Source organism: Nocardioides sp. LMS-CY (assembly GCF_018732145.1).
In the GTDB taxonomy this organism is placed as follows: Bacteria; Actinomycetota; Actinomycetes; order Propionibacteriales; family Nocardioidaceae; genus Nocardioides; species Nocardioides soli.
Window position 1 is genome coordinate 4602331 of the sequence record NZ_CP076104.1, and the last position, 20923, is coordinate 4623253.

Genomic DNA, 20923 nt, shown 5'->3' on the forward strand with positions numbered 1-20923 from the left:
GCACGAACACCGGCGGTGGGGCTATCATCCGGCAGTGGGAGCGTTCCCATTGAAATGTGACCTGCGTTACAGAATCGTGACCGGGGTCCCTTGACGGGGCACGCGCGTAAACGTTTGCATCGTTGCCCACGGAGCGGGTTTCGAGGCGCGCGGACCTGGACGGACCTGCTGACAATCCAGAGAGGAATGCACGAATGCGATCACGCAACATGCGCCGTGGCCTGGCAGCTGCCGCCGCCCTGGCGAGTGCGGGACTCGTCCTCGCGAGCTGCGCGAGTGACGACGACGGCGGCAGCAGTGAAGCCAGCGGCACCTGGCCGGGTGACGGCAAGTCCGAGTGCTCGGGACTCGAGCAGCTCGCCGACTTCGGCGACCTGAGCGGCAAGTCGGTCTCGGTCTACACCTCGATCCTCCCGCCCGAGCAGGAGGCCCAGGAGAACTCCTACAAGCTGTTCACGACCTGCACCGGCGCCTCGGTCAAGTACGAAGGCTCCGACCAGTTCGAGACCCAGCTCGTCGTCCGGGTGAAGGCCAACAACGCCCCCGACATCGCCTACATCCCCCAGCCCGGCCTGCTCAAGACCGTGGTCGACTCGGGTCAGGTCGTCGAGGCCCCGTCGCAGGTCGCCGACAACGTCGACGAGTTCTTCGGCGAGGACTGGAAGGGCTACGGCACCGTCGACGACACCTTCTACGCCGCCCCGCTGGGCGCCAGCGTGAAGTCCTTCGTGTGGTACTCCCCCTCGATGTTCCAGAAGAACGGCTGGGAGGTCCCGGAGACCTGGGACGACCTGATGTCGCTGACCGGTGACATCGCCGCGACCGGCATCAAGCCCTGGTGCGCCGGCATCGAGTCCGGCGACGCCACCGGCTGGCCGGCCACCGACTGGCTCGAGGACGTGCTCCTGCGCGACGCCGGACCCGACGTCTACGACCAGTGGGTCAACCACGACATCGCGTTCAACGACGACGCCGTGGCCGAGGCGCTCGACAAGGTCGGCGCCATTCTCAAGGACCCCAAGTACGTCAACGGCGGCTTCGGCGACGTCGACTCGATCGCGACGACGGCGTTCCAGGACGCCGGCCAGCCGATCCTCAAGGACCAGTGCGCCCTGCACCGGATGGCGAGCTTCTACGCCGCCCAGTGGCCCGAGGGCACCAAGGTGACCGAGGACGGCGACGTGTTCGCCTTCTACCTCCCGGTGACCAACGAGGACTTCGGCAAGCCGGTGCTCGGCGCCGGCGAGTTCGTCGCCGCCTTCGACGACCGGCCCGAGGTCGCGGCGTTCCAGACCTACCTGTCGACCGACGTGTGGGCCAACGAGAAGGCCAAGAGCACGCCGGGTGGCGGCTGGGTCAGCGCCAACACGGGTCTGGACGAGGCCAACCTGAGCAGCCCGATCGACAAGCTCTCCGCGGAGATCTTCCAGGACCCCGACGCGACCTTCCGCTTCGACGGATCCGACCAGATGCCCAGCGCCGTCGGCGCCGGCTCCTTCTGGAAGGAGATGACCGCCTGGGTCACCGGTGAGAGCACGAAGGACGCCCTCACCAACATCGAGAACTCCTGGCCGAGCTCCTGATCGACCACGCGGCGCTGGGACGGGCGGGCTCGCTCGTCCCAGCGCTTCGTCGCACGAGACGGCCGCAGAGACAGCCGCAGAGACAGGAGGCAGGGTGAGCACGTCCGACAAGTTCGTCCAGATGGTGATCGCCGTCGCCATCTTCTACGTGGTGATCGGCGCGATCCTGCTGCTCACCCAGCGGCTGCGGTCGCGGGCGGGTGAGCGCGTCCAGACGGCCGCCTTCCTCGGCCCCTCGGTGCTGCTGATCTGCATCGGGCTGCTCTACCCGGCGATCGTGACCGTCTGGCAGTCCCTGCACGGCGCCTCCAGCTTCGATCCGCCCTGGGTCGGCCTCGACAACTACAAGAAGCTCTTCACCGACAAGCAGCAGCTGACGGTGCTGCGGAACACGCTGCTGTGGGTGATCCTGACCCCGATCGTCTCCACCGGGATCGGCCTGGTCTACGCGGTGCTGGTCGACCGGATCCGGTTCGAGCGGATCGCCAAGGCCCTGATGTTCCTGCCGATCGCGATCTCCATGGTCGCCGCCTCGATCATCTGGAAGTTCGTCTACGCCTACCGCTCCGGCGAGGCGGACCAGATCGGGCTGCTGAACCAGATCCTCGTCTGGCTGCACGTCGACCCGTACAACTTCCTGCTCAACGACCCCTGGAACACCTTCTTCCTCATCGTGATCCTGATCTGGATCCAGGCGGGCTTCGCGATGACGATCCTGTCGGCCTCGATCAAGGCGATCCCCGACGACATCGTCGAGGCCGCCCGGCTCGACGGCGTCGGCGGCTGGAAGATGTTCCGCTTCATCACGGTGCCGAGCATCCGGCCCTCACTCATCGTCGTCCTGACCACGATCACCATCGCGACGCTCAAGGTCTTCGACATCGTGCAGACCGCGACCGGGGGCAACTTCAATACCAGCGTGCTGGCCTACGAGTTCTACCGCCAGAACTTCATCGCAGGGAACCAGGGGATCGCCACCGCGATCGCGGTGGTCATCTTCGCCCTGGTGATCCCGGTCGTCATCTACAACATCCGACAGATGCGGAAGCTGGAGGCACGATGACCGCGACCGAGCTCGACACGATCGCACCCCAGGCCACCGGCAGCCCGGGCGGCCGGCCGCGCTCCGCCGCCGCGGCCGCCAAGGAGGGTCTGTCCGGGCGGCTCGCGTCCGTGATCGCCCTGGTCATCGCGGTCCTGTGGACCGTGCCGACCTTCGGCCTGCTGGTCTCGTCGTTCCGCCCCGAGGAGGACGTCAAGTCCAACGGCTGGTGGAACATCTTCACCGACCCGGCGTTCACGCTGAAGAACTACAGCGACGCCCTCAACGGCGGGGCCAGCGGCGAGGGCCTGAGCACGAACCTGATCAACTCCATCGTGATCACGATCCCGGCGGTGCTGATCCCGATCAGCCTCGCCACCCTCGCGGCGTACGCGTTCGCGTGGATGGACTTCCGCGGCCGCGACGTGCTCTTCGTGGCGATCTTCGCGCTGCAGATCGTGCCGATCCAGGTCACCCTCGTGCCGCTGCTCAGCCTCTACGTCGACCCGCCGTTCAACCTGATGCCGCTGGCCGGCCGGGACGCACCGGCCGGTGGGCTGTACGAGCTGTGGCTCTCCCACACGATCTTCGCGCTGCCGCTGGCGATCTACCTGTTGCACAACTTCATGCGCCAGATCCCCGGGGAGCTCATCGAGTCCGCGCGCGTCGACGGGGCCGCCCACGTGCAGATCTTCACCCGCATCATGCTCCCGCTGATGATGCCCGCGATCGCGGCCTTCGCGATCTTCCAGTTCCTGTGGGTCTGGAACGACCTGCTGGTCGCGCTGGTGTTCAGTTCGCCGGAGGTCACTCCGCTCACGGTGCAGCTGGTCAGCCTGGTCGGCGAGAAGGGGCAGGACTGGCAGCTGCTGGCGTCCGGCGCCTTCATCTCCCTGGCCATCCCCCTCGTCGTGTTCCTGACCCTCCAGCGATACTTCGTGCGTGGCCTGCTTGCCGGGAGCGTCAAGGGCTGACGGGTCGGCGGCCGGTCTCGGACGGAGCGGAAGCGATGTGCTCGGCGAGCCAGTGGTAGGACGCCTTGGGCGTCCTGGTCAGGGTGGAGGGGTCGAGGTGCACGATGCCGAAGGTCTTCGTGTAGCCCTCTGCCCACTCGAAGTTGTCGAGCAGCGTCCACACGAAGTAGCCGCGCACGTCGGCCCCGGCCCCGCGCGCCGCCTCGGTGGCGGCGAGATGCTCGCGCAGGTAGTCGATGCGATCACCGTCGTCGACCATCGGCCGGCCGTCCGGGCCGGCCACCACCGCGTCGTCGGCACAGGCAGCGCCGTTCTCGGTCACGACGATCGGCAGTCCGGTGCGCTCGTGGGTCTGCACGAGGACCGCCTCGAGGCCCGCGGCGTCGACCTCCCACCCGATGTCGGTGCGGGGCTCGCGCACCACGAACGAGACCGGCGTGACCCCGGGGTAGGCCTCGATCTCGGGGTGTACGTCGAGGCCCGGGTCGGCGAGCGCCGGCCGGAACGGCGTGTAGTAGTTGACGCCGATCCAGTCGGCGGAGCCGCGCACCAGCGCGAGGTCGCCGTCGCGTACCAGCGCCGGGTCGGCGAGCTCGGGCGCGACCCGGAGCAGCCCCTCGTCGTACGCGCCCTCGGCGAGCGGCCCGATCCAGATCCGGTTGCGGACGGCGTCGAGCTCGTCGGCGGCACCCGCGGCCGCGGGCGACTCGGGCCAGAACGGCGCCAGGTTGTGCACGATGCCGAGGTCGGTCACACCCGCGTCGTGCAGGCGGGCCGCGGCCAGGCCGTGGCCGAGGTTGAGGTGGTGGGCCGCCCGGTGGCCGGCGCCGCCCTCCCGGCGGCCGGGCGCGTGGATGCCGGCGGCGTAGCCGAGGTAGGCCGCGCACCACGGCTCGTTGTGGGTCGCCCAGACCCGCACCCGGTCGCCGAGCCGGTCGTGCACGACCATCGCGTAGTCGGCGAACGCCTCGGCCGTGCTCCGCTCCAGCCAGCCGCCGCGGTCCTCGAGGGGCTGCGGCAGGTCCCAGTGGTAGAGCGTGGCGGTCGGCCGGACTCCCCGGGCCAGCGCGGCGTCGACGAGCCGGTCGTAGTAGTCGAGCCCGCGCGGTTCGACGGCGCCGGTGCCCGCCGGCACGATGCGGGGCCAGGCCACCGAGAAGCGGTACCAGCCCGCGCCGAGGCCCGCGACCAGGTCGAGGTCCTCCTCGAAGCGATGGTAGGAGTCACAGGCCACCGAGCCGTCCCGCCCGTCGCGGATCGCGCCCGGACGGGCCGCGAAGGTGTCCCAGATCGAGGTGCCGCGGCCGTCCTCGCGCGCGGCGCCCTCGATCTGGTACGCCGCGGTCGCGGCGCCGAAGGCCAGGGTCGGCCCGGCGGGCAGGTGCTGGGTCATGGGCCCCACGGTAGTGCGTTTACCGGGAAAGTGGGAGCGTTCCCACAATGACCGGCATCCGGGACGTGGCGCGCGACGTGGAGATGTCCACGGCGACCGTCTCGCGCGCGTTGCGCGGGCTGCGGGGCGTGTCCGAGACGACCCGCGGCCGAGTGCTGGAGTCGGCGCAGCGGCTGGGCTACGTGCCCTCCCCCAGCGCCGCCGGACTGGCCAGCGGCCAGACCCGCACGGTCGCCGTCATCGTGCCCCGGGTCACCCAGTGGTTCTTCGCCGCCGTGGTCCAGGGCGCCGAGGAGGTACTGCGCGAGCGCGGCTACGACCTGCTCCTCTACAACCTCGCCGGCGACCCCTCCGCCCGGCACCGGGTGTTCGAGACCAGCCTGCTGATGAAGCGGGTCGACGCGGTACTGGTGCTCAGCCTCAAGCCGAGCCCCGGCGAGCGCGACCGGCTCAGCCGGCTCGGCCGGCCGGTGACGATCGTCGGGGCCGACCTCCCCGGCTGGGCGACCGTGCGCATCGACGACGAGGAGGCCGCCACGACGGCGACCCGGCACCTGGTCGACCTCGGCCACGAGCGGATCGCCTACATCGGCGGCGCCACCTCGGGCGTCCTCGACTTCACCGCGCCCTCGGCCCGGCTCGCCGGCTACCGCCGCACCCTCGATCGCGCGGGGCTCGAGCAGCCGCCCGGACTCGAGGAGGACGGCGAGTTCACCGCGGCCGGCGGCCAGGCGGCCGCCCTGCGGCTGCTCGCCCGGCCGGACCGGCCGACCGCGATCTTCGCGGCCTCCGACGAGATGGCGATCGGCGCGCTCCGGGCCGCCCGCGAGATCGGGCTGCGGGTCCCCGAGGACGTCTCGGTCGTCGGGGTCGACGACCACGAGATGGCCAGGTACTTCGACCTCACCACCGTCGCCCAGCCCGTCCACGAGCAGGGCCGGGTGGCGGCGACCCAGGTGCTCGCGGCGCTGACCGACGACGACTGGACGCCGGAGCAGGTGATCCTGCCGACCGAGCTCGTCGTGCGTCGTACGACGTCGCGGCCCGGTCAGACCCGCACGTAGCGCAGATCCGTGATCGCGCGGCCGGCGGCGAGCCCCTTGCGCTCGAACTTCGTGACCGGCCGCTCGGCCCACCGCTCGACGACGCCGCCGCGCAGCAGCGGCTCGGCGTCGAGCACCTCGACCATCTGCTCGGCGTAGTCGGCCCAGTCGGTGGCCAGCCGCCACTCGGCGCCCGACCCGAGCCGGCTCGCGGCGAGCCGACCGAAGGTCGGGGTGACCAGCCTGCGCTTGTGGTGCCGCGTCTTGTGCCAGGGGTCCGGGAAGAAGACCCACAGCCCGGCGAGGCTGTCCCGCGCGACCAGGTGCTCCATCGACCACACGGCGTCGACGCTGAGCAGGCGCACGTTGGTGAGCCCGGCCTCGCCGATCCGCCCGAGAGTGTCGGCGACGCCGGGGAGCCACACCTCGAACGCGACGACGTCGTGGTCCGGGCGGGTCCGCGCGAGCTCGACCGTGGACTCCCCGATGCCGGAGCCGATCTCGACGATCAGCGGCGCCTGCCGACCGAAGAGGCCCGCGAGCGAGAAGCCGGGCGCGTCGACCGCCTCGTCGGGCACCCACCACCGGTCGGCGTACGCCTCCCAGGCCTGCGCCTGGCGGGGGGTGAAACGGCTGCCGCGGCGCGCGTAGGTCAGCACCTCGCGCAGCCGCCGGCCGTCCTCGGTCAGCTTGTGGTGCGGGCGCGCCGGCCGCACTCCGTCGTCAGGCGTCTGGCTCATCTCTCGGTCGCGGCCCTCACATCAGGAACGTGAACAGCGGCGAGCCGGGCGGCACCCGCTCGATGGTCAGCGGGCTGGCCGCCATCCGGTCCAGCAGCCCGGCCAGCCCGGCGGCGGCCTCGAGCTCGATGCCGACCAGCGCCGGGCCGGTCTCGCGGTTGTTCTTCTTCACGTAGTCGAAGACCACGATGTCCTCGCCCTCGCCGAGTACGTCGTCGAGGAAGTGCCGCAGCGCACCCGGTTCCTGCGGGAACGACACCAGGAAGTAGTGGCGCAGTCCCTGGTGCAGCAGCGACCGCTCCAGGATCTCGCCGTAGCGGCTGACGTCGTTGTTGCCGCCGGAGACGATGCACGCGATCACGGCGTCCGCCGGGAACGAGCCCGCCAGCTCGCGGGCGGCGGTGCTCGCCAGCGCCCCCGCGGGCTCGGCGATGATGCCCTCGACCTGGTAGAGGTCGAGCATCTCGGTGCAGACCGCGCCGGCGTCGACCGTGATCACCTCGTCGACGAGGTCGCGCACCAGCGGGTACGTCAGGTCACCGACCCGGCCGACGGCCGCGCCGTCGACGAAGGTGTCGACCTGCTCCAGCGCCACCGGACCGCCGGCCGCGAGCGCCGCGGTCATGCTCGCCGCGCCCTGCGGCTCGACGCCGACGATGCGGACCTCCGGGCACCGCTCGCGCAGCCACACGGCCAGGCCGGCGATCAGCCCGCCGCCACCGACCGGGACCACGACGGTGTGCAGGGGCCGGGGTGCCTGCTCGACCAGCTCCGGCGCGATCGTGCCCTGGCCGGCGATCGTGCGCGGGTCGTCGAACGGCGGCACGTAGACCGCGCCCGTGCGCTCGGAGTCGGCGTGGGCGGCCGCGCCGGCCGCGTCGTACGTGCTGCCCTCCACGACCAGCTCGACCCGCCCCTGGCCGAGCGCGAGGATGCGCTGCCGCTTCTGTCGGGGCGTGTTGCCCGGCACGTAGACCCGCCCCTGCACGCCGAGCCGGGCGCAGCTCCACGCCAGCCCCTGGCCGTGGTTGCCCGCGCTCGCGCAGACGACCCCGCGGGCGCGCTCGGCGTCGGTCAGGCCGCTGATCAGGTGATAGGCGCCGCGCACCTTGTAGGACCGGGTGAGCTGGCGGTTCTCGCGCTTGAGCAGCACCGTCGCGCCGACCTCCTCGCTCAGCCGGTCGCTGTGCTCGAGCTCGGTGCGGCGTACGACGGGCCGCAGCACCTCGGCCGCGGCCTCGACCGCGGCGGCGTCAAGTCGCTCGTTGCTCACGGGACACGACCCTAGGGGGTAGCGCCGGCACGTCGACTCGCGGTCCGCTGTGGGGTCGCCGAGTCGGCGCTACTTTCCGCTGCGGGCGCTTCGCGCCACGGAGAAAGTACCGCCGACTCGGCTCCTGTGATGACAAAGCAGAAGGGGTCCCACAGCCTGACGGCTGCGGGACCCCTTCGGTGCTTTGTCAGGTCACTGGGTGATCTTGGTGACCCGGCCGGCGCCGACGGTGCGGCCACCCTCGCGGATCGCGAAGCGCAGACCCTCGTCCATCGCGATGGGCTGGATGAGCTCGACCGACATCTCGGTGTTGTCACCCGGCATGACCATCTCGGTGCCCTCGGGCAGCGTCACGACGCCCGTCACGTCCGTGGTCCGGAAGTAGAACTGCGGACGGTAGTTGTTGAAGAACGGCGTGTGGCGGCCGCCCTCCTCCTTCGAGAGGATGTAGACCGAAGCCTCGAAGTTGGTGTGCGGGGTGGTCGTGCCCGGCTTGATCACGACCATGCCGCGCTCGACGTCCTCGCGCTTGGTGCCACGGAGGAGCAGGCCGACGTTCTCGCCCGCCTGGCCCTCGTCGAGCAGCTTGCGGAACATCTCGACACCGGTGACGGTGGTCTTCTGCGCGTCGGGACGGATGCCGACGATCTCGACCTCCTCGCCGACCTTGACGATGCCGCGCTCGATCCGGCCGGTGATGACGGTGCCACGACCGGTGATCGTGAAGACGTCCTCGACGGGCATCAGGAACGGCTTGTCGGTCTCGCGCTCCGGGGTCGGGATGTACTCGTCGACCGCGTTCATGAGCTCGAGGATCGACTCGCCCCACTTGGCGTCGCCGTTGAGGGCCGGGAAGGCCGCCACGCGCACGACCGGGATGTCGTCGCCCGGGAACTCGTACTCGGAGAGGAGCTCGCGCACCTCCATCTCGACGAGCTCGATGAGCTCCTCGTCGTCGACCATGTCGCACTTGTTGAGCGCGACGACCAGGGCGGGCACGCCGACCTGGCGGGCGAGCAGCACGTGCTCACGGGTCTGCGGCATCGGGCCGTCGGTCGCCGCGACCACGAGGATCGCGCCGTCCATCTGAGCGGCGCCGGTGATCATGTTCTTGATGTAGTCGGCGTGACCCGGGCAGTCGACGTGCGCGTAGTGGCGCGCCTCGGTCTGGTACTCGACGTGCGAGATCGAGATCGTGATACCGCGCTGGCGCTCCTCGGGAGCCTTGTCGACGTCCTCGAAGGCCGAGGCCTCGTTGAGGTCCGGGTACTTGTCGTGCAGCACCTTGGTGATCGCCGCCGTGAGCGTCGTCTTGCCGTGGTCGATGTGACCAATGGTGCCGATGTTGACGTGCGGCTTGGTCCGCTCGAACTTCGCCTTAGCCACTGTGGGCTCCTCCTGGTTGGTGTGTTACTTGACTCGTACTTGCTGGGTGTTACTGCCGAGGGTCCGACGCGATTACTCGCCGCGAACCTTCTTGATGATCTCGTCGGCGATGTTCGTGGGAACCTCGGCGTACGAGTCGAACTCCATCGAGTACGAAGCCTGGCCGGAGGTCTTGGACCTCAGGTCGCCAACGTACCCGAACATCTCGGACAGCGGCACGAGGGCGTTGATGACCATGTCACCGTGCCGCTCCTCCTGCGATTGGATCTGCCCGCGGCGGCTGTTGATGTCGCCGATGACGGTGCCGAGGAAGGTCTCCGGCGTGGTCACCTCGACGGCGAACATCGGCTCGAGCAGCACGGGCTTCGCCTGACGCGCGGCCTCCTTGAAGGCCTGGTTTCCGGCGATCTTGAAGGCCAGCTCGGACGAGTCGACGTCGTGGTAGGCGCCGTCCTCGAGGCTGAACTTCACGTCCACCATCGGGTAGCCGGCGAGCACGCCGAACTCCATGGCGTCCTGGCCACCCTGGTCGACCGACGGGATGTACTCGCGCGGCACGCGGCCACCCGTCACGTTGTTCACGAACTCGTAGCCCGCGCCGGTCCCGGTTTCGGGGTCGATGCTGGGCTCGATCGAGATGACGACCTTCGCGAACTGACCCGAACCACCGGTCTGCTTCTTGTGCGTGTAGGTGTGGTTCTCCACCTTGCGGCGGATGGTCTCGCGGTAGGCGACCTGCGGCTTGCCGACGGTGGCCTCGACCCGGAACTCGCGCTTCATCCGGTCGACCAGGATCTCCAGGTGGAGCTCGCCCATGCCGGCGATGATGGTCTGGCCGGTCTCCTCGTCGGTCTTGACCGTGAAGGTCGGGTCCTCGTCGGAGAGACGCTGGATCGCGGTGCCCAGCTTCTCCTGGTCGCTCTTGGTCTTGGGCTCGATCGCGACCTCGATCACCGGTGCCGGGAAGGTCATCGACTCCAGCACGACGGGGTTCTGCTGGTCGCAGAGCGTGTGACCGGTCTTGGTGTCCTTCAGACCCATGACCGCGACGATCTGGCCGGCGCCGACCGACGCGATCTCCTCACGCTTGTTGGCGTGCATCTGGTAGACCTTGCCGATCCGCTCCTTCTTGCCGCTGACCGAGTTCAGCACGGTCGCGCCGGCCTCGAGCTTGCCGGAGTAGACGCGGACGTAGATCAGCTTGCCGAGGTGCGGGTCGGAGGCGATCTTGTAGGCCAGACCCGAGAACGGCTCGTCGTCGGCAGGCTTGCGGGAGATCTCCGTCTCCTCGTCACCCACCTTGTGGCCGATGATCGCGTCGATGTCCAGCGGCGACGGCAGGAACTTGACGACCGCGTCGAGCAGCGGCTGCACGCCCTTGTTCTTGAACGCCGTGCCGCACAGGACCGGGTTCAGCTTGTCGGCCAGCGTGGCGCGACGGATCGCCGCCTCGAGCTCCTCGACCGAGAGCTCCTCGCCCTCGAGGTACTTCTCCATGACGGCGTCGTCGGCCTCGGCAAGGGTCTCGAGCAGCTTCTCGCGGTACTCCGCGGCCTGCTCGGCCAGCTCGGCCGGGATCTCCTCGACCTCGTAGTCCTCGCCCATCTTGGTCTCGCCGCGCCAGGTCAGCGCGCGCATGCCGACCAGGTCGACGACGCCGAGGAAGTCGGCCTCCGCGCCGATCGGGAGCTGGAGGACCAGCGGGGTGGAGTTCAGGCGCTCGACCATCATGTCGACGCAGCGCAGGAAGTCCGCGCCGGTGCGGTCGAGCTTGTTGACGAAGCACATCCGCGGCACGGCGTACTTGTTCGCCTGACGCCAGACGGTCATGGTCTGCGGCTCGACACCGGCGACCCCGTCGAACACCGCGACCGCACCGTCGAGGACGCGCAGCGAGCGCTCGACCTCGGCGGTGAAGTCCACGTGACCCGGGGTGTCGATGATGTTGATCTGGTGGTCCTTCCACCAGCAGGTGGTGGCAGCGGAGGTGATCGTGATGCCACGCTCCTGCTCCTGCTCCATCCAGTCCATGGTCGCCGAACCCTCGTGGGTGTCGCCGATCTTGTAGTTGATACCGGTGTAGAACAGGATGCGCTCGGTGGTGGTGGTCTTACCGGCATCGATGTGCGCCATGATGCCGATGTTGCGGACCTTGGTGAGGTCCGTGGTGATGTCGACAGCCACTGTGTCAGCGTTCCTTAGAGAGTAGGAATAGCGGTGTGGAGCGCGGGCGGCCCTGCTCGGAGCGGAGCCGGCCCGCGCCCGTGGTCACCAGCGGTAGTGAGCGAAGGCCTTGTTGGACTCGGCCATCTTGTGGGTGTCCTCGCGCTTCTTCACCGCGGCACCGAGGCCGTTGGAGGCGTCGAGGATCTCGTTCATGAGGCGCTCGTGCATCGTCTTCTCACGACGGTCGGCGGCGTAGCCGACGAGCCAGCGCAGCGCGAGCGTGGTGCCGCGCGTGCCCTTGACCTCGATCGGGACCTGGTAGGTCGCACCACCGACACGGCGGGACTTGACCTCGATGGTCGGCTTCACGTTGTCGAGCGCACGCTTGAGCGTGACGACCGGGTCGGTGCCGGTCTTCTCGCGGCAGCCCTCGAGGGCGGTGTAGACGATGCGCTGCGCGACCTGCTTCTTGCCGTCCTGCAGCACCTTGGAGACGAGCTGGGTGACCAGCTGCGACCCGTAGACCGGGTCGACGTCGATCGGCCGCTTCGGCGCGGGACCCTTGCGCGGCATGTCAGCTCTTCTCCTTCTTGGCGCCGTAGCGGCTGCGAGCCTGCTTGCGGTTCTTCACGCCCTGGGTGTCCAGCGTGCCGCGGATGATCTTGTAGCGGACACCGGGAAGGTCCTTCACCCGGCCGCCGCGGACGAGCACGATCGAGTGCTCCTGGAGGTTGTGGCCCACGCCCGGGATGTACGCCGTGACCTCGACGCCGCTCGACAGGCGCACACGGGCGACCTTGCGGAGGGCGGAGTTCGGCTTCTTCGGGGTGGTGGTGTAGACACGGGTGCAGACGCCACGGCGCTGCGGAGACCCCTTCAGGGCAGGCGTCTTGTTCTTCGACACCTTGTCCTGGCGGCCCTTGCGGACCAGCTGCTGAATGGTGGGCACCGGGTGGTTCCCCTTCTTGTTCGCTCCCACACGCGGGCGCCTTGCCCACGCGGATCGTTCTCGGCCGGTCTCACGACCCGCCCGTGACCTGGGATGGTGCAAGCTCAACCCGCCGCACTCACCCCCGAGGTCGGGCGTGTCGCCCTTCCCCACTCCTCAGCGGGACCTGGAGAGGGTCTCGCCGAGGGGGCTTTCCGTACCCGCGTCGGGGGCCTGTCCCCCGGACTGGGTCAGCTCGCGCTGATTCCGGGCACGCGCAACGGCCTGGTTGTCCCAGACACGAGGAAAAAGGTTACTCGGGTGCCCAACCCCGGTCAAAACGGTACGCAGGCCACCCGACATGCGGGCGTAGACCGCCACGGCCAGGAGCACGCCGGCCATGGTGAGCACGCCGCCGAGGATGAAGGTCCAGCGGGCGCCGAGGTGCTGGCCGATCCAGCCGATGATCGGCGCGCCGATCGGCGTACCGCCCATCACGATCGTGAAGTAGAAGGCCATCACCCGGCCCCGGATCTCCGGCGGCGACTCCAGCTGCATGGTCGCGTTCGCGGAGTTGAGCATGGTCAGGGTGAAGAACCCGATCAGGGGGCAGAAGAGCGCGAACGCGAGGTACGTCGGCAGCAGCCCGGCGACGATCTCGGCCACGCCGAAGGCGAGCGCCGCACCGACCAGCAGCCGCAACGGGATCCGCACCCGGCGCGCGGCCATCAGTGCGCCGGTCAGCGAGCCGACCGCGAGGGCCGAGCCGAGGATGCCGTACTCCCCCGCACCCTTGTCGAACACGTCGGTGGCCATCAGCGCCGAGGTGATCTGGAAGTTCATGCCGAAGGTGCCCGCGAAGAACACGATGATCAGGATCATCACCATCTTCGGCTGGCTGCGGACGTAGCGCACGCCCTCGATCAGCATGCCGGGCGAGCGCCCCCGCAGCTCGGGCGAGGTCAGCCGTGCGGTGTTCATCCGCTGGAGCTGGCCGATCACCGCCAGGTAAGACACCGCGTTGACGAGGATGACCCAGCCGGTGGCCTCCGCACCGCCACCGAGCGCGCCGATCATCAGGCCGGCCAGCGCCGGGCCGAGCACCCGGGCGGCGTTGAAGGCGGCCGAGTTCAGGCCGACCGCGTTGGTGAGGTCGTCGGGCCCGACCATCTCGGACACGAAGGACTGGCGGGCGGGCGCGTCGAAGGCCGCGCCGATGCCGAAGACGAACGCGATGACGTAGACCATCCAGGTCTGCGCCACCCCGAGGACGGCGACCAGGCCGAGCAGCAGGGAGGCGAGGGCCATCGTCGCCTGGGTTACCTGGAGCAGCCGGCGCTTCGGGACCCGGTCGGCGACGACCCCGGCGTACGGGCTCAGCAGCAGCACCGGGAGGAACTGGAGCCCGGTGGTGATGCCGAGCTCGGTACCGCTGTTGCCCGGGAGGTGGAGCACCAGCCAGTCCTGGGCCACTCGCTGCATCCAGGTGCCGACGTTCGAGACGACGCTGCCGGCGAAGTACAGCCGGTAGTTCGGGATGCGGAGGGCGCGGAAGGTGGGGCTCATTCGGTGTCGGTGTCAGTCCTTCAGGGCGAGCTTGTCGAGGATCGGGGCGGCCTGGCGGAGCACGGCGCGCTCGTCGGGACTGAGCTCCCGGAGGCGTTGGGCGAGCCACGCGTCGCGGCGGTCGCGGTCGGCGAGGACCCGGCCGCGGCCCTGCTCGGAGAGCTCGACCACGATCTGGCGGCGGTCGGTCTCGTGGGGCCGCTTGACGACGTCCCCGCTCTCCTCGAGACAGTTGACGGTGCGGGTCATCGACGGCGGCTGCACCCGCTCCGCGACGGCGAGCTCGCCGACGGTCAGCGCGCCCCGGCGGGCGAGTACGCCGAGCACCCCCATCTGGTTGATGCTCAGCTCGTTGTCGGGGTGTCGCTCGCCGGCGAGCCGGCGACGCAGCCGCATCACCGACAGCCGGAGCTCTGCTGCGAGCCCGGCGTCGCTGCGCGCGACCTTCTCCACGGTAGGCATATCGTTAGCGTAACTCATTACCCTTGCTAACTATTCCGGCCGTGTGGTGGCGCCGATCACGGTGGTTGGGGTGCGAAGGCGCGCTAGACGCCAGCCAGCCCGGTGGTTGAGGCGCGAAGGCGCGCTAGCGCCAGCCAGCCCGGTGGTTGAGGCGCGAAGGCGCGCTAGCGCCAGCCAGCCCGGTGGTTGAGGCGCGAAGGCGCGCTAGCGCCAGCCAGCCCGGTGGTTGAGGCGCGAAGGCGCGCTAGCGCCTGAGCCTCGAAACCACCACCGCGTCCGCCCCTGCCTGCCCGGACCGTCAGTGGTTGCCGACCACTCCGAGCTCACCGGGTTTCGAGGCTCCTCGCTCGTTCCTCGCTCGGAGCACCTCAACCACTAGCTGAGCCAGTTGGTGATCGGGTCGATGCAGAAGTAGACGAGGAAGAGGGCGGAGATCACCCACAGGAGCGGGTGGATCCCGGACACCTTGCCGCGGGCGATCTTGATCAGCACGTAGGCGAGGAAGCCGGCGCCGATGCCGACGGTGATGGAGTACGTGAACGGCATCAGCACGATCGTGAGGAAGGCCGGGATCGCGATCTCGAGGTCGTCCCAGTCGATGCCCTTGACCTGCTGCATCATCAGGAAGCCGACCAGGACCAGGGCCGGGACGGCCGCCTCGGACGGGATGATGTTCACCAGCGGCGCGGCGAAGATCGAGATCAGGAACAGCACGCCGGTCACCACCGACGCCAGGCCGGTCCGGGCACCTTCGCCGACGCCGGAGGCCGACTCGATGTACGACGTGTTCGACGAGACGCCCGCGGCACCACCGGCGGCCGCAGCGATCGAGTCGACCACGAGGATCCGCCGGGTGTTCGGCGGGGTGCCGTCCTCCTGGAGGAGGCCGCCCTCGGCGCCGATCGCGGTCATCGTGCCCATGGTGTCGAAGAAGTCGGCGAGCAGCAGCGTGAAGACCAGCAGCAGCGCGGTCACGACGCCGACGCTCTCGAACGAGCCGAGCAGGCTGAACTCGCCGAGCGTGCCGAAGTCGGGGGTGTCGAAGACCTTGTCGGGCCACGCGGGCACGTTGAGGCTCCAGCCCTTCGGGTTGTCCTGCGAGGAGCCGAGGTCGGCGATCGCCTCGACCACGATCGCGAGGATCGTGGTCGCCACGATCGAGATCAGGATCGCGCCCCGGACGCGGGTCACCCACAGCACGATGACGAGGGCGAGGCCGATCGCGAACACCAGCACCGGCCAGCCGGCGAGCTGCCCGGTGGCACCGAGCTGGACCGGGACGGTCGTGTTGGCGGCGTCGGGGATGCGGTGCACGAAGCCGGCGTCGACGAAGCCGATCAGCGCGATGAAGAGGCCGATGCCGACCGAGATCGCGATCTTCAGCTGCGCCGGTACGGCGTGGAAGACCGCCTCCCGGAAGCCGGTGAGCACCAGCACGAGGATCACCATGCCCTCGATCACCACCAGGCCCATCGCGTCGGCCCAGGTCATCTGGCTGGCGATGGAGAACGCCACGAACGCGTTCAGCCCGAGGCCGGTGGCCAGCGCCATCGGATAGTTGGCGACGACGCCCATCAGGATCGTCATCAGCCCGGCGACCAGCGACGTGCCGGCCGCGATCATCGCCAGGTTGGGGACGGTCCCGCCGCCGAGCACCTCACCGTCGGAGTCCAGGGCGAACCCGAGGATCAGTGGGTTGAGCACGATGATGTAGGCCATCGTGAAGAACGTGACGATGCCGCCGCGGACCTCGCGGCCGACGGTCGAGCCACGCTCGGAGATCTTGAAGAAGCGGTCGACGCCACCCGAGGCTGTCGTGGTCTGGTTGCTCACGGAGGGCAAGCATCGCAGACCCTGCGGACGGTCGACTACCGTGTCCGCCGTGGAGCCGCAGGACGACCAGCCGATGCAGCACGAGATCGGCAACCGCACCTACTTCATCGCCGACGTCGAGCCGATGGACGTCGACGGGGTGCGGACGGTCGAGGTGGGCTCGGCGCTCTGGCTGGTCGCGTTCGTGGCCCTGCTGCCGTTCTACGGACGGCTGGAGGAGTCCGGCCGGCTGTGGTGGCTGTGGACCTGCATGGCCGGTCTCGGCCTCGGCCTGATCGGGCTGGAGTACTGTCGCCGCCGGCGCAAGCGACGGGACTAGTGGCCTAGAAGCTCTCGATCTCGGTCGGGGTCAGCGTGTCGAACACCGGCTCGGGCAGCGGCTTCGGCTCGTGCTTCTTGGCGAGCCGCACCTCGGAGTGGGCGCCGCAGCCGTGGTCGAAGGTGACGATCCGGCCGTCGTCGTTGGCGTCGCCGTTGGCGCACACGCCGAAGGTCTCCGACAGCGGCCCGGCGATGCGGAGCAGGAACCCGCACGTCGTGCAGTGGTCCGGGGCGGACCGGGCCAGCGGCGCGTCGGGGCCGCTGTCGCCGTCGTACCACCGCTGCGCGGCCAGCTCGCGACCCTCCGGGGAGAGCGTGCGGACCCGGCCGAGGCCGAGGTCCTGGGCGACCTGGCGGATCTGCGCCTTGTCGTCGGCGTCGAGCGGGTCGTCGCCGTAGGAGTACGTCGGGACCAGCCGCGGGTCGTCGTCGTCGACCGGGAGCAGGTCGCCGGGCGAGAGGTCGCCCGGCTTGATCCGCTCGCGGTAGGGCACCCAGGACGGCGCGACGATCGCGCCCTCGCCGGGCACCAGGACGACCTCGTCGACCGTGACGTCCTTCTGCCGGCTGGCCCGGACGAGCGTGACCGACCACTGCCAGCCGACGTACCCAGACCGCTCGCAGGCGAACAGGTGGGTGACCACGCGGTCACCCTCGACCACGTGGCCGAGGTGCGCGCCCACGTCGGCGGCGCCGACCTCCGCCTCGAGGGCGGCCCTGGCCGCGTCGACGGCCGCCACGGTGGCGGAGTCGGGCTTGGGGCGAGCGACGGTGATCACAACGAAATCATGGCCCATGGGCGATGTCGATGTCAGGTCGGGGCTGGTAGCACCGGGCAGGATGGGGGCATGAACGCCCCGCACCCCGACTCGTCGACCGACGAGCAGCGCGGCTCCCGGGTCGCTCGTGGACTCGGCGCCACCGCACGGGGCGCCGGCCGGGCCGGCCGCGCCACGATGCGCACGGCGAAGCGGGCGGCCGACGCACAGGGCGCGGGCGAGTCGGGGCTGTCCCGGCTCATCCAGATGCACTTCTTCAACACCGCCGGCGACGCGGCGGTCGCGATCGCCCTGGCCGGCACGCTGTTCTTCACGGTGCCGTCGGGCGAGGCGCGCGGGCAGGTCGCGCTCTTCCTCGGGCTCACGATGCTGCCGTTCGCGATCGTGGCGCCGCTGATCGGGCCGTTCCTCGACCGGTTCGCCCACGGCCGGCGCTGGGCGGTCGGCGCGACGATGGCGATCCGGGCGTTCCTGTGCTGGGTGCTCGCGGGCGCGGTCGTGACCGAGTCGGCGTGGCTGTTCCCCGCCGCGCTCGGGGTGCTGGTCGCGTCCAAGGCGTACGGCGTGACGCGGGCCGCCGCCGTGCCTCGACTGCTCCCGCAGGACTTCACGCTGGTCAAGGCCAACGGGCGCGTGTCGATGTCCGGCATCGTCGGCGTGGCCGTCTCGGCGCCGATCGCGGGCCTGGCCTCGCTCGCGGGCCCGGAGTGGGTGCTGCGCTACGCCTTCCTGCTCTTCGTGGCCGCCACCATCGGCGCGATCCGGCTGCCGAAGCGGGTCGACTCCAGCGAGGGTGAGGGCGACCTGCTGCTGCGCGGCGACGCGGACAAGGCCCGCACCGGCAGCGTGCGGATCCCGCCGGCGGTGGCCTACGCGCTGCGCGCCAACTGCGGGCCGCGGTGGATGTCGGGCTTCCTGATCATGTTCATGGCCTTCCAGCTGCGGCAGAACCCGATCGACGGGTGGAGCGTCGAGCTCCTCACCGCGCTCGTCGTCGGCGGCGCCGCGACCGGCAACTTCCTGGGCGTCGTCGCCGCGTCCGTGCTGAAGAAGATCAACCCGGCGATCACCGTCTCGGCCGTGCTGGTCGCCGACATCGCGGTCGTGGTGTTCGGCTTCCTCTTCTACGGCGTGCTCGCGCTGGCGCTGCTCGGCCTGGTGGCCGGACTCGGCCAGGCGCTGGCGAAGTTCTCCCTCGACGCGACCATCCAGCGCGACGTGCCCCACCGGGTGCAGGCCAGCGCGTTCGCGCGCAGCGACACCACCCTGCAGCTGGCGTGGGTGATCGGGGGCTTCGTCGGCATCGCGATGCCGATCGACCCGCCCCGGCTGGGCCTGGGGGTGGCGATCGCCGTGCTCGCCGCGTGGGGGGTCTTCGTGTTCACGCGACACCCGAAGCGGTCGTCGCGCGTGGTGCGCACCGGGAACTGACCGGCGTCCTAGGCCTCGAGCTCGTCGGCCAGGCCGCGGAGCAGCTTGGCGACCGGCCGCGCCGTACGCGGGTCGGGGTGCCGGCCGTGGCGGTAGGCCTCGCCGACGCCGTCGAGCAGCCGGATCAGGTCCTCGACGATCGGGACCATCTCCTCGGGCTTCTTGCGCTTGGCCTCGCGCTGGCCGCGGGCGACCGACTGCTGGCGGTCGAGGATCCGGACCTGGAGCGCCTGGTCGCCGCGGCGGCCCTGGGCGATGCCGAACTCGACCCGGGTGCCGGCCTTCAGCGAGGTGATGCCCTCGGGCAGCGCCTCGGCACGCACGTAGACATCGGGCCCGTCCTCCTGCGACAGGAAGCCGAAGCCCTTCTCGGCGTCGAACCACTTCACCTTGCCAGTGGGCACGGATCTGACCTCTTCTTGCTCGTACCGATACGCCGGCTGTGCCGGACGGCACAGCCTATAGGGCCTCGTTCATCGAACCCGAACGGAATCCGCGGCGGTCGACCACCGCCTCGCCGAACCCCGATCCGCGGACGGCGTCGAGGACTCCCGCCCGGGTCGCCGGGTCGAGCGGCAGCAGCGCGGCGTCGATCTCGACGGAGGCGCGGTCGCCGAGGTCGCGGACCCGGAGATTGACCAGCCCGCGGTCGGCGAGCGCCGCACGGACGGCCACCTCGGCCCGCTCCACGCGGCCGAGCCGGTGCGGGGTGACCTCCACGCCGTAGGCGATCCGGGAGGAGAGGCAGGCGGCGGCGGGCTTGTCCCAGGTGGGCAGCCCCCAGGCGCGCGAGGCGGCCCGGATCTGGGCCTTGGTCAGCCCCGCGTCGCGCAGCGGAGCGATCGCGCCGCGCTCGTCGGCGGCGCGGATACCGGGGCGGAAGCCGGCAACCGCGTCGTCGGCGTTGGTGCCGGTGGCCACGTGGGCGAAATGGTGCTCGGCCGCGATCGGCGTCAGCACGTCGAGCAGCTCGGCCTTGCAGAAGTAGCAGCGGTCGGCGCCGTTGGCGCGGTAGCCCTCGCGCTCGATCTCGCGGGTGCGCGGGGTGAGCACCTCGACGCCCAGGCCGGCCGCGAACTCGCGCGCGGGGTCGCGCTCGGACATCGGCAGCGAGTGGGAGTAGCCGGTCGCGGCGGCGACGTTGTCGGCGCCCAGGGCCCGGACCGCGGCGGCCAGCAGGAAGGCGCTGTCGGCTCCCCCGCTGTAGGCGACCAGCACCGACCCGCGCGCGCGGAGGTCGGCCTCGAGCGCCGCCAGCCGAAGGCCGAGCAGATGCTCGTCGAGCCAGGCCGGGAAGTCGGCGAGGCTGTCCAGCACCGCGTGGGTGCCGGCGGCCTCCAGCTCCGCGCGGGTGCAGCCGCCGGTGAGCACCGAGACGCTGAGCACGCCGGCGGCCAGCGCGCCCTCGACGTCGTGCACGTGGTCGCCGACGTAGACCATCGCGCCCTCGCGGCGCAGCACGTCGGCCTTGCCGACGCCCCACACCCAGCCCTCCAGCAGGTCGTGGTCGAGCGCGAGGTGGTCGAGGTGCAGCTGGGCGTTGGGGGCGTACTTGCCGGTGACCACCACGACCCGGCCACCGTGGCGGCGTACCGCGGCGAGCGCCTCGTGCGCACCACCGAGCGCCGGCGTGCCCGTGATCGCGTGGTCGGGGTAGAGCGCCCGGAACCGGTCCCCGGCGGCGGCGATCGCGTCGGCTTCGAGGTAGGGCTCGAACAGCAGGTCGAGCGGCGGACCGAGCTTGCTGGTCATCTCCGCCACCGGGAAGTCGACACCGAGCTCGGCGCCCAGCACGGCGAGCACGTCGCAGAAGCCCGGCGCGGTGTCGATCAGCGTCATGTCGAGGTCGAATCCCACGACGATCTGATCGGGCATGAGTCCAGCCTAGGAGGTGGTTTCGAGACAGGCGCTAGCGCGCCTTCCTCAACCACCGTGGGGGCAGCTGAGGAGGTTGCGCAGCGACGGTCTCAAGACCACCGTGGGGGCAGCTGAGGAGGTTGCGC

19 protein-coding genes are annotated in these 20923 nt (G+C 70.3%); 6 read left to right on the forward strand and 13 right to left on the reverse strand.

The window, feature by feature from the left end:
• Window positions 1–194 precede the first annotated feature (194 nt).
• From KM427_RS21815 to KM427_RS21825, 3 genes are all read left to right on the forward strand, one after another.
• Window positions 195–1583, forward strand: a complete 1389-nt coding sequence (locus KM427_RS21815) for an ABC transporter substrate-binding protein (protein WP_183591888.1) — start codon at window positions 195–197, stop codon at window positions 1581–1583.
• A gap of 94 nt (window positions 1584–1677) precedes the next feature.
• Complete coding sequence (locus KM427_RS21820) at window positions 1678–2646, forward strand: carbohydrate ABC transporter permease (RefSeq protein WP_215525278.1); 969 nt, start codon at window positions 1678–1680, stop codon at window positions 2644–2646.
• Window positions 2643–3599, forward strand: a complete 957-nt coding sequence (locus KM427_RS21825; protein ID WP_215525279.1) for a carbohydrate ABC transporter permease — start codon at window positions 2643–2645, stop codon at window positions 3597–3599. The genes KM427_RS21820 and KM427_RS21825 overlap by 4 nt, the downstream gene beginning before the upstream one ends.
• On the opposite strand, the gene KM427_RS21830 is transcribed toward KM427_RS21825, so the two are convergent.
• Window positions 3589–4992, reverse strand: a complete 1404-nt coding sequence (locus KM427_RS21830; RefSeq protein WP_215525280.1) for a GH1 family beta-glucosidase — start codon at window positions 4990–4992, stop codon at window positions 3589–3591. The genes KM427_RS21825 and KM427_RS21830 overlap by 11 nt on opposite strands.
• Window positions 4993–5039: 47 nt before the next feature.
• Here KM427_RS21830 and KM427_RS21835 point away from each other — a divergent pair, with 47 nt between their 5' ends.
• The gene (locus KM427_RS21835) at window positions 5040–6056 is read left to right on the forward strand and encodes a LacI family DNA-binding transcriptional regulator (RefSeq protein ID WP_215525281.1); all 1017 of its coding nucleotides are present in this window, start codon (window positions 5040–5042) and stop codon (window positions 6054–6056) included.
• Here the strand turns inward: KM427_RS21835 and trmB are convergent.
• The 9 genes from trmB to KM427_RS21880 all read right to left on the reverse strand — a co-directional run bounded on the left by trmB (window position 6041) and on the right by KM427_RS21880 (window position 16389).
• Window positions 6041–6775: a tRNA (guanosine(46)-N7)-methyltransferase TrmB gene (trmB, locus tag KM427_RS21840; RefSeq protein WP_215525282.1), complete on the reverse strand. Its 735-nt coding sequence runs from the start codon at window positions 6773–6775 to the stop codon at window positions 6041–6043. The two genes, KM427_RS21835 and trmB, sit on opposite strands and share 16 nt — an antisense overlap.
• 16 nt (window positions 6776–6791) lie before the next feature.
• Window positions 6792–8048, reverse strand: coding sequence for a threonine ammonia-lyase IlvA (ilvA, locus tag KM427_RS21845; RefSeq protein WP_215525283.1), 1257 nt, complete (start codon window positions 8046–8048; stop codon window positions 6792–6794).
• A 192-nt stretch (window positions 8049–8240) separates the two neighbouring features.
• Complete coding sequence (tuf, locus tag KM427_RS21850) at window positions 8241–9434, reverse strand: elongation factor Tu (RefSeq protein WP_183591894.1); 1194 nt, start codon at window positions 9432–9434, stop codon at window positions 8241–8243.
• 72 nt (window positions 9435–9506) lie between these two features.
• The gene (gene fusA / locus KM427_RS21855; protein ID WP_221199782.1) at window positions 9507–11567 is read right to left on the reverse strand and encodes an elongation factor G; all 2061 of its coding nucleotides are present in this window, start codon (window positions 11565–11567) and stop codon (window positions 9507–9509) included.
• Window positions 11568–11702: 135 nt separating this feature from the next.
• Entirely contained in the window at window positions 11703–12173 is a 471-nt protein-coding gene (gene rpsG / locus KM427_RS21860) for a 30S ribosomal protein S7 (protein ID WP_183591896.1), read from the reverse strand.
• 1 nt (window position 12174) lies between these two features.
• Window positions 12175–12549 carry a 30S ribosomal protein S12 gene (rpsL, locus tag KM427_RS21865; protein WP_011757353.1) on the reverse strand — a complete coding sequence of 125 codons (375 nt, stop codon included), beginning with the start codon at window positions 12547–12549 and terminating at the stop codon, window positions 12175–12177.
• Window positions 12550–12705: 156 nt separating this feature from the next.
• Window positions 12706–14094, reverse strand: a complete 1389-nt coding sequence (locus tag KM427_RS21870; protein WP_215525284.1) for an MFS transporter — start codon at window positions 14092–14094, stop codon at window positions 12706–12708.
• A gap of 12 nt (window positions 14095–14106) precedes the next feature.
• Entirely contained in the window at window positions 14107–14556 is a 450-nt protein-coding gene (locus KM427_RS21875; protein WP_246389997.1) for a MarR family winged helix-turn-helix transcriptional regulator, read from the reverse strand.
• A gap of 375 nt (window positions 14557–14931) precedes the next feature.
• Window positions 14932–16389, reverse strand: a complete 1458-nt coding sequence (locus KM427_RS21880; RefSeq protein WP_252274747.1) for an NCS2 family permease — start codon at window positions 16387–16389, stop codon at window positions 14932–14934.
• A 49-nt stretch (window positions 16390–16438) separates the two neighbouring features.
• Between KM427_RS21880 and KM427_RS21885 the strand changes: the two genes are divergently transcribed.
• On the forward strand, window positions 16439–16708 hold the full coding sequence (locus tag KM427_RS21885; protein WP_252274749.1) for a DUF2530 domain-containing protein: 270 nt from the start codon (window positions 16439–16441) through the stop codon (window positions 16706–16708).
• A gap of 4 nt (window positions 16709–16712) precedes the next feature.
• Here the strand turns inward: KM427_RS21885 and KM427_RS21890 are convergent, their stop codons facing one another.
• Window positions 16713–17489: a DUF3027 domain-containing protein gene (locus KM427_RS21890; RefSeq protein WP_252274752.1), complete on the reverse strand. Its 777-nt coding sequence runs from the start codon at window positions 17487–17489 to the stop codon at window positions 16713–16715.
• 69 nt (window positions 17490–17558) lie between these two features.
• Here KM427_RS21890 and KM427_RS21895 point away from each other — a divergent pair, with 69 nt between their 5' ends.
• On the forward strand, window positions 17559–18920 hold the full coding sequence (locus tag KM427_RS21895; protein WP_183591901.1) for an MFS transporter: 1362 nt from the start codon (window positions 17559–17561) through the stop codon (window positions 18918–18920).
• An 8-nt stretch (window positions 18921–18928) separates the two neighbouring features.
• Here the strand turns inward: KM427_RS21895 and KM427_RS25770 are convergent, their stop codons facing one another.
• Window positions 18929–19324, reverse strand: a complete 396-nt coding sequence (locus KM427_RS25770) for a cold-shock protein (protein WP_183591902.1) — start codon at window positions 19322–19324, stop codon at window positions 18929–18931.
• A gap of 55 nt (window positions 19325–19379) precedes the next feature.
• Window positions 19380–20795 (reverse strand): ATP-dependent sacrificial sulfur transferase LarE, encoded by a 1416-nt coding sequence (gene larE / locus KM427_RS21905; protein WP_215525286.1) that lies wholly within the window; start codon window positions 20793–20795, stop codon window positions 19380–19382.
• Window positions 20796–20923 lie beyond the last annotated feature (128 nt).

Excerpts from the sequence above, each read along its gene's own strand:
- KM427_RS21815 (WP_183591888.1), top strand. The coding sequence starts at position 195 with ATGCGATCACGCAACATGCGCCGTGGCCTGGCAGCTGCCGCCGCCCTG.
- KM427_RS21825 (WP_215525279.1), top strand. The coding sequence starts at position 2,643 with ATGACCGCGACCGAGCTCGACACGATCGCACCCCAGGCCACCGGCAGC.
- KM427_RS21830 (WP_215525280.1), bottom strand. The coding sequence starts at position 4,992 with ATGACCCAGCACCTGCCCGCCGGGCCGACCCTGGCCTTCGGCGCCGCG.
- KM427_RS21835 (WP_215525281.1), top strand. The coding sequence starts at position 5,040 with ATGACCGGCATCCGGGACGTGGCGCGCGACGTGGAGATGTCCACGGCG.
- trmB (WP_215525282.1), bottom strand. The coding sequence starts at position 6,775 with ATGAGCCAGACGCCTGACGACGGAGTGCGGCCGGCGCGCCCGCACCAC.
- fusA (WP_221199782.1), bottom strand. The coding sequence starts at position 11,567 with ATGGCGCACATCGATGCCGGTAAGACCACCACCACCGAGCGCATCCTG.
- rpsG (WP_183591896.1), bottom strand. The coding sequence starts at position 12,173 with ATGCCGCGCAAGGGTCCCGCGCCGAAGCGGCCGATCGACGTCGACCCG.
- KM427_RS21870 (WP_215525284.1), bottom strand. The coding sequence starts at position 14,094 with ATGAGCCCCACCTTCCGCGCCCTCCGCATCCCGAACTACCGGCTGTAC.
- KM427_RS21875 (WP_246389997.1), bottom strand. The coding sequence starts at position 14,556 with ATGCCTACCGTGGAGAAGGTCGCGCGCAGCGACGCCGGGCTCGCAGCA.
- KM427_RS21895 (WP_183591901.1), top strand. The coding sequence starts at position 17,559 with ATGAACGCCCCGCACCCCGACTCGTCGACCGACGAGCAGCGCGGCTCC.
- larE (WP_215525286.1), bottom strand. The coding sequence starts at position 20,795 with ATGCCCGATCAGATCGTCGTGGGATTCGACCTCGACATGACGCTGATC.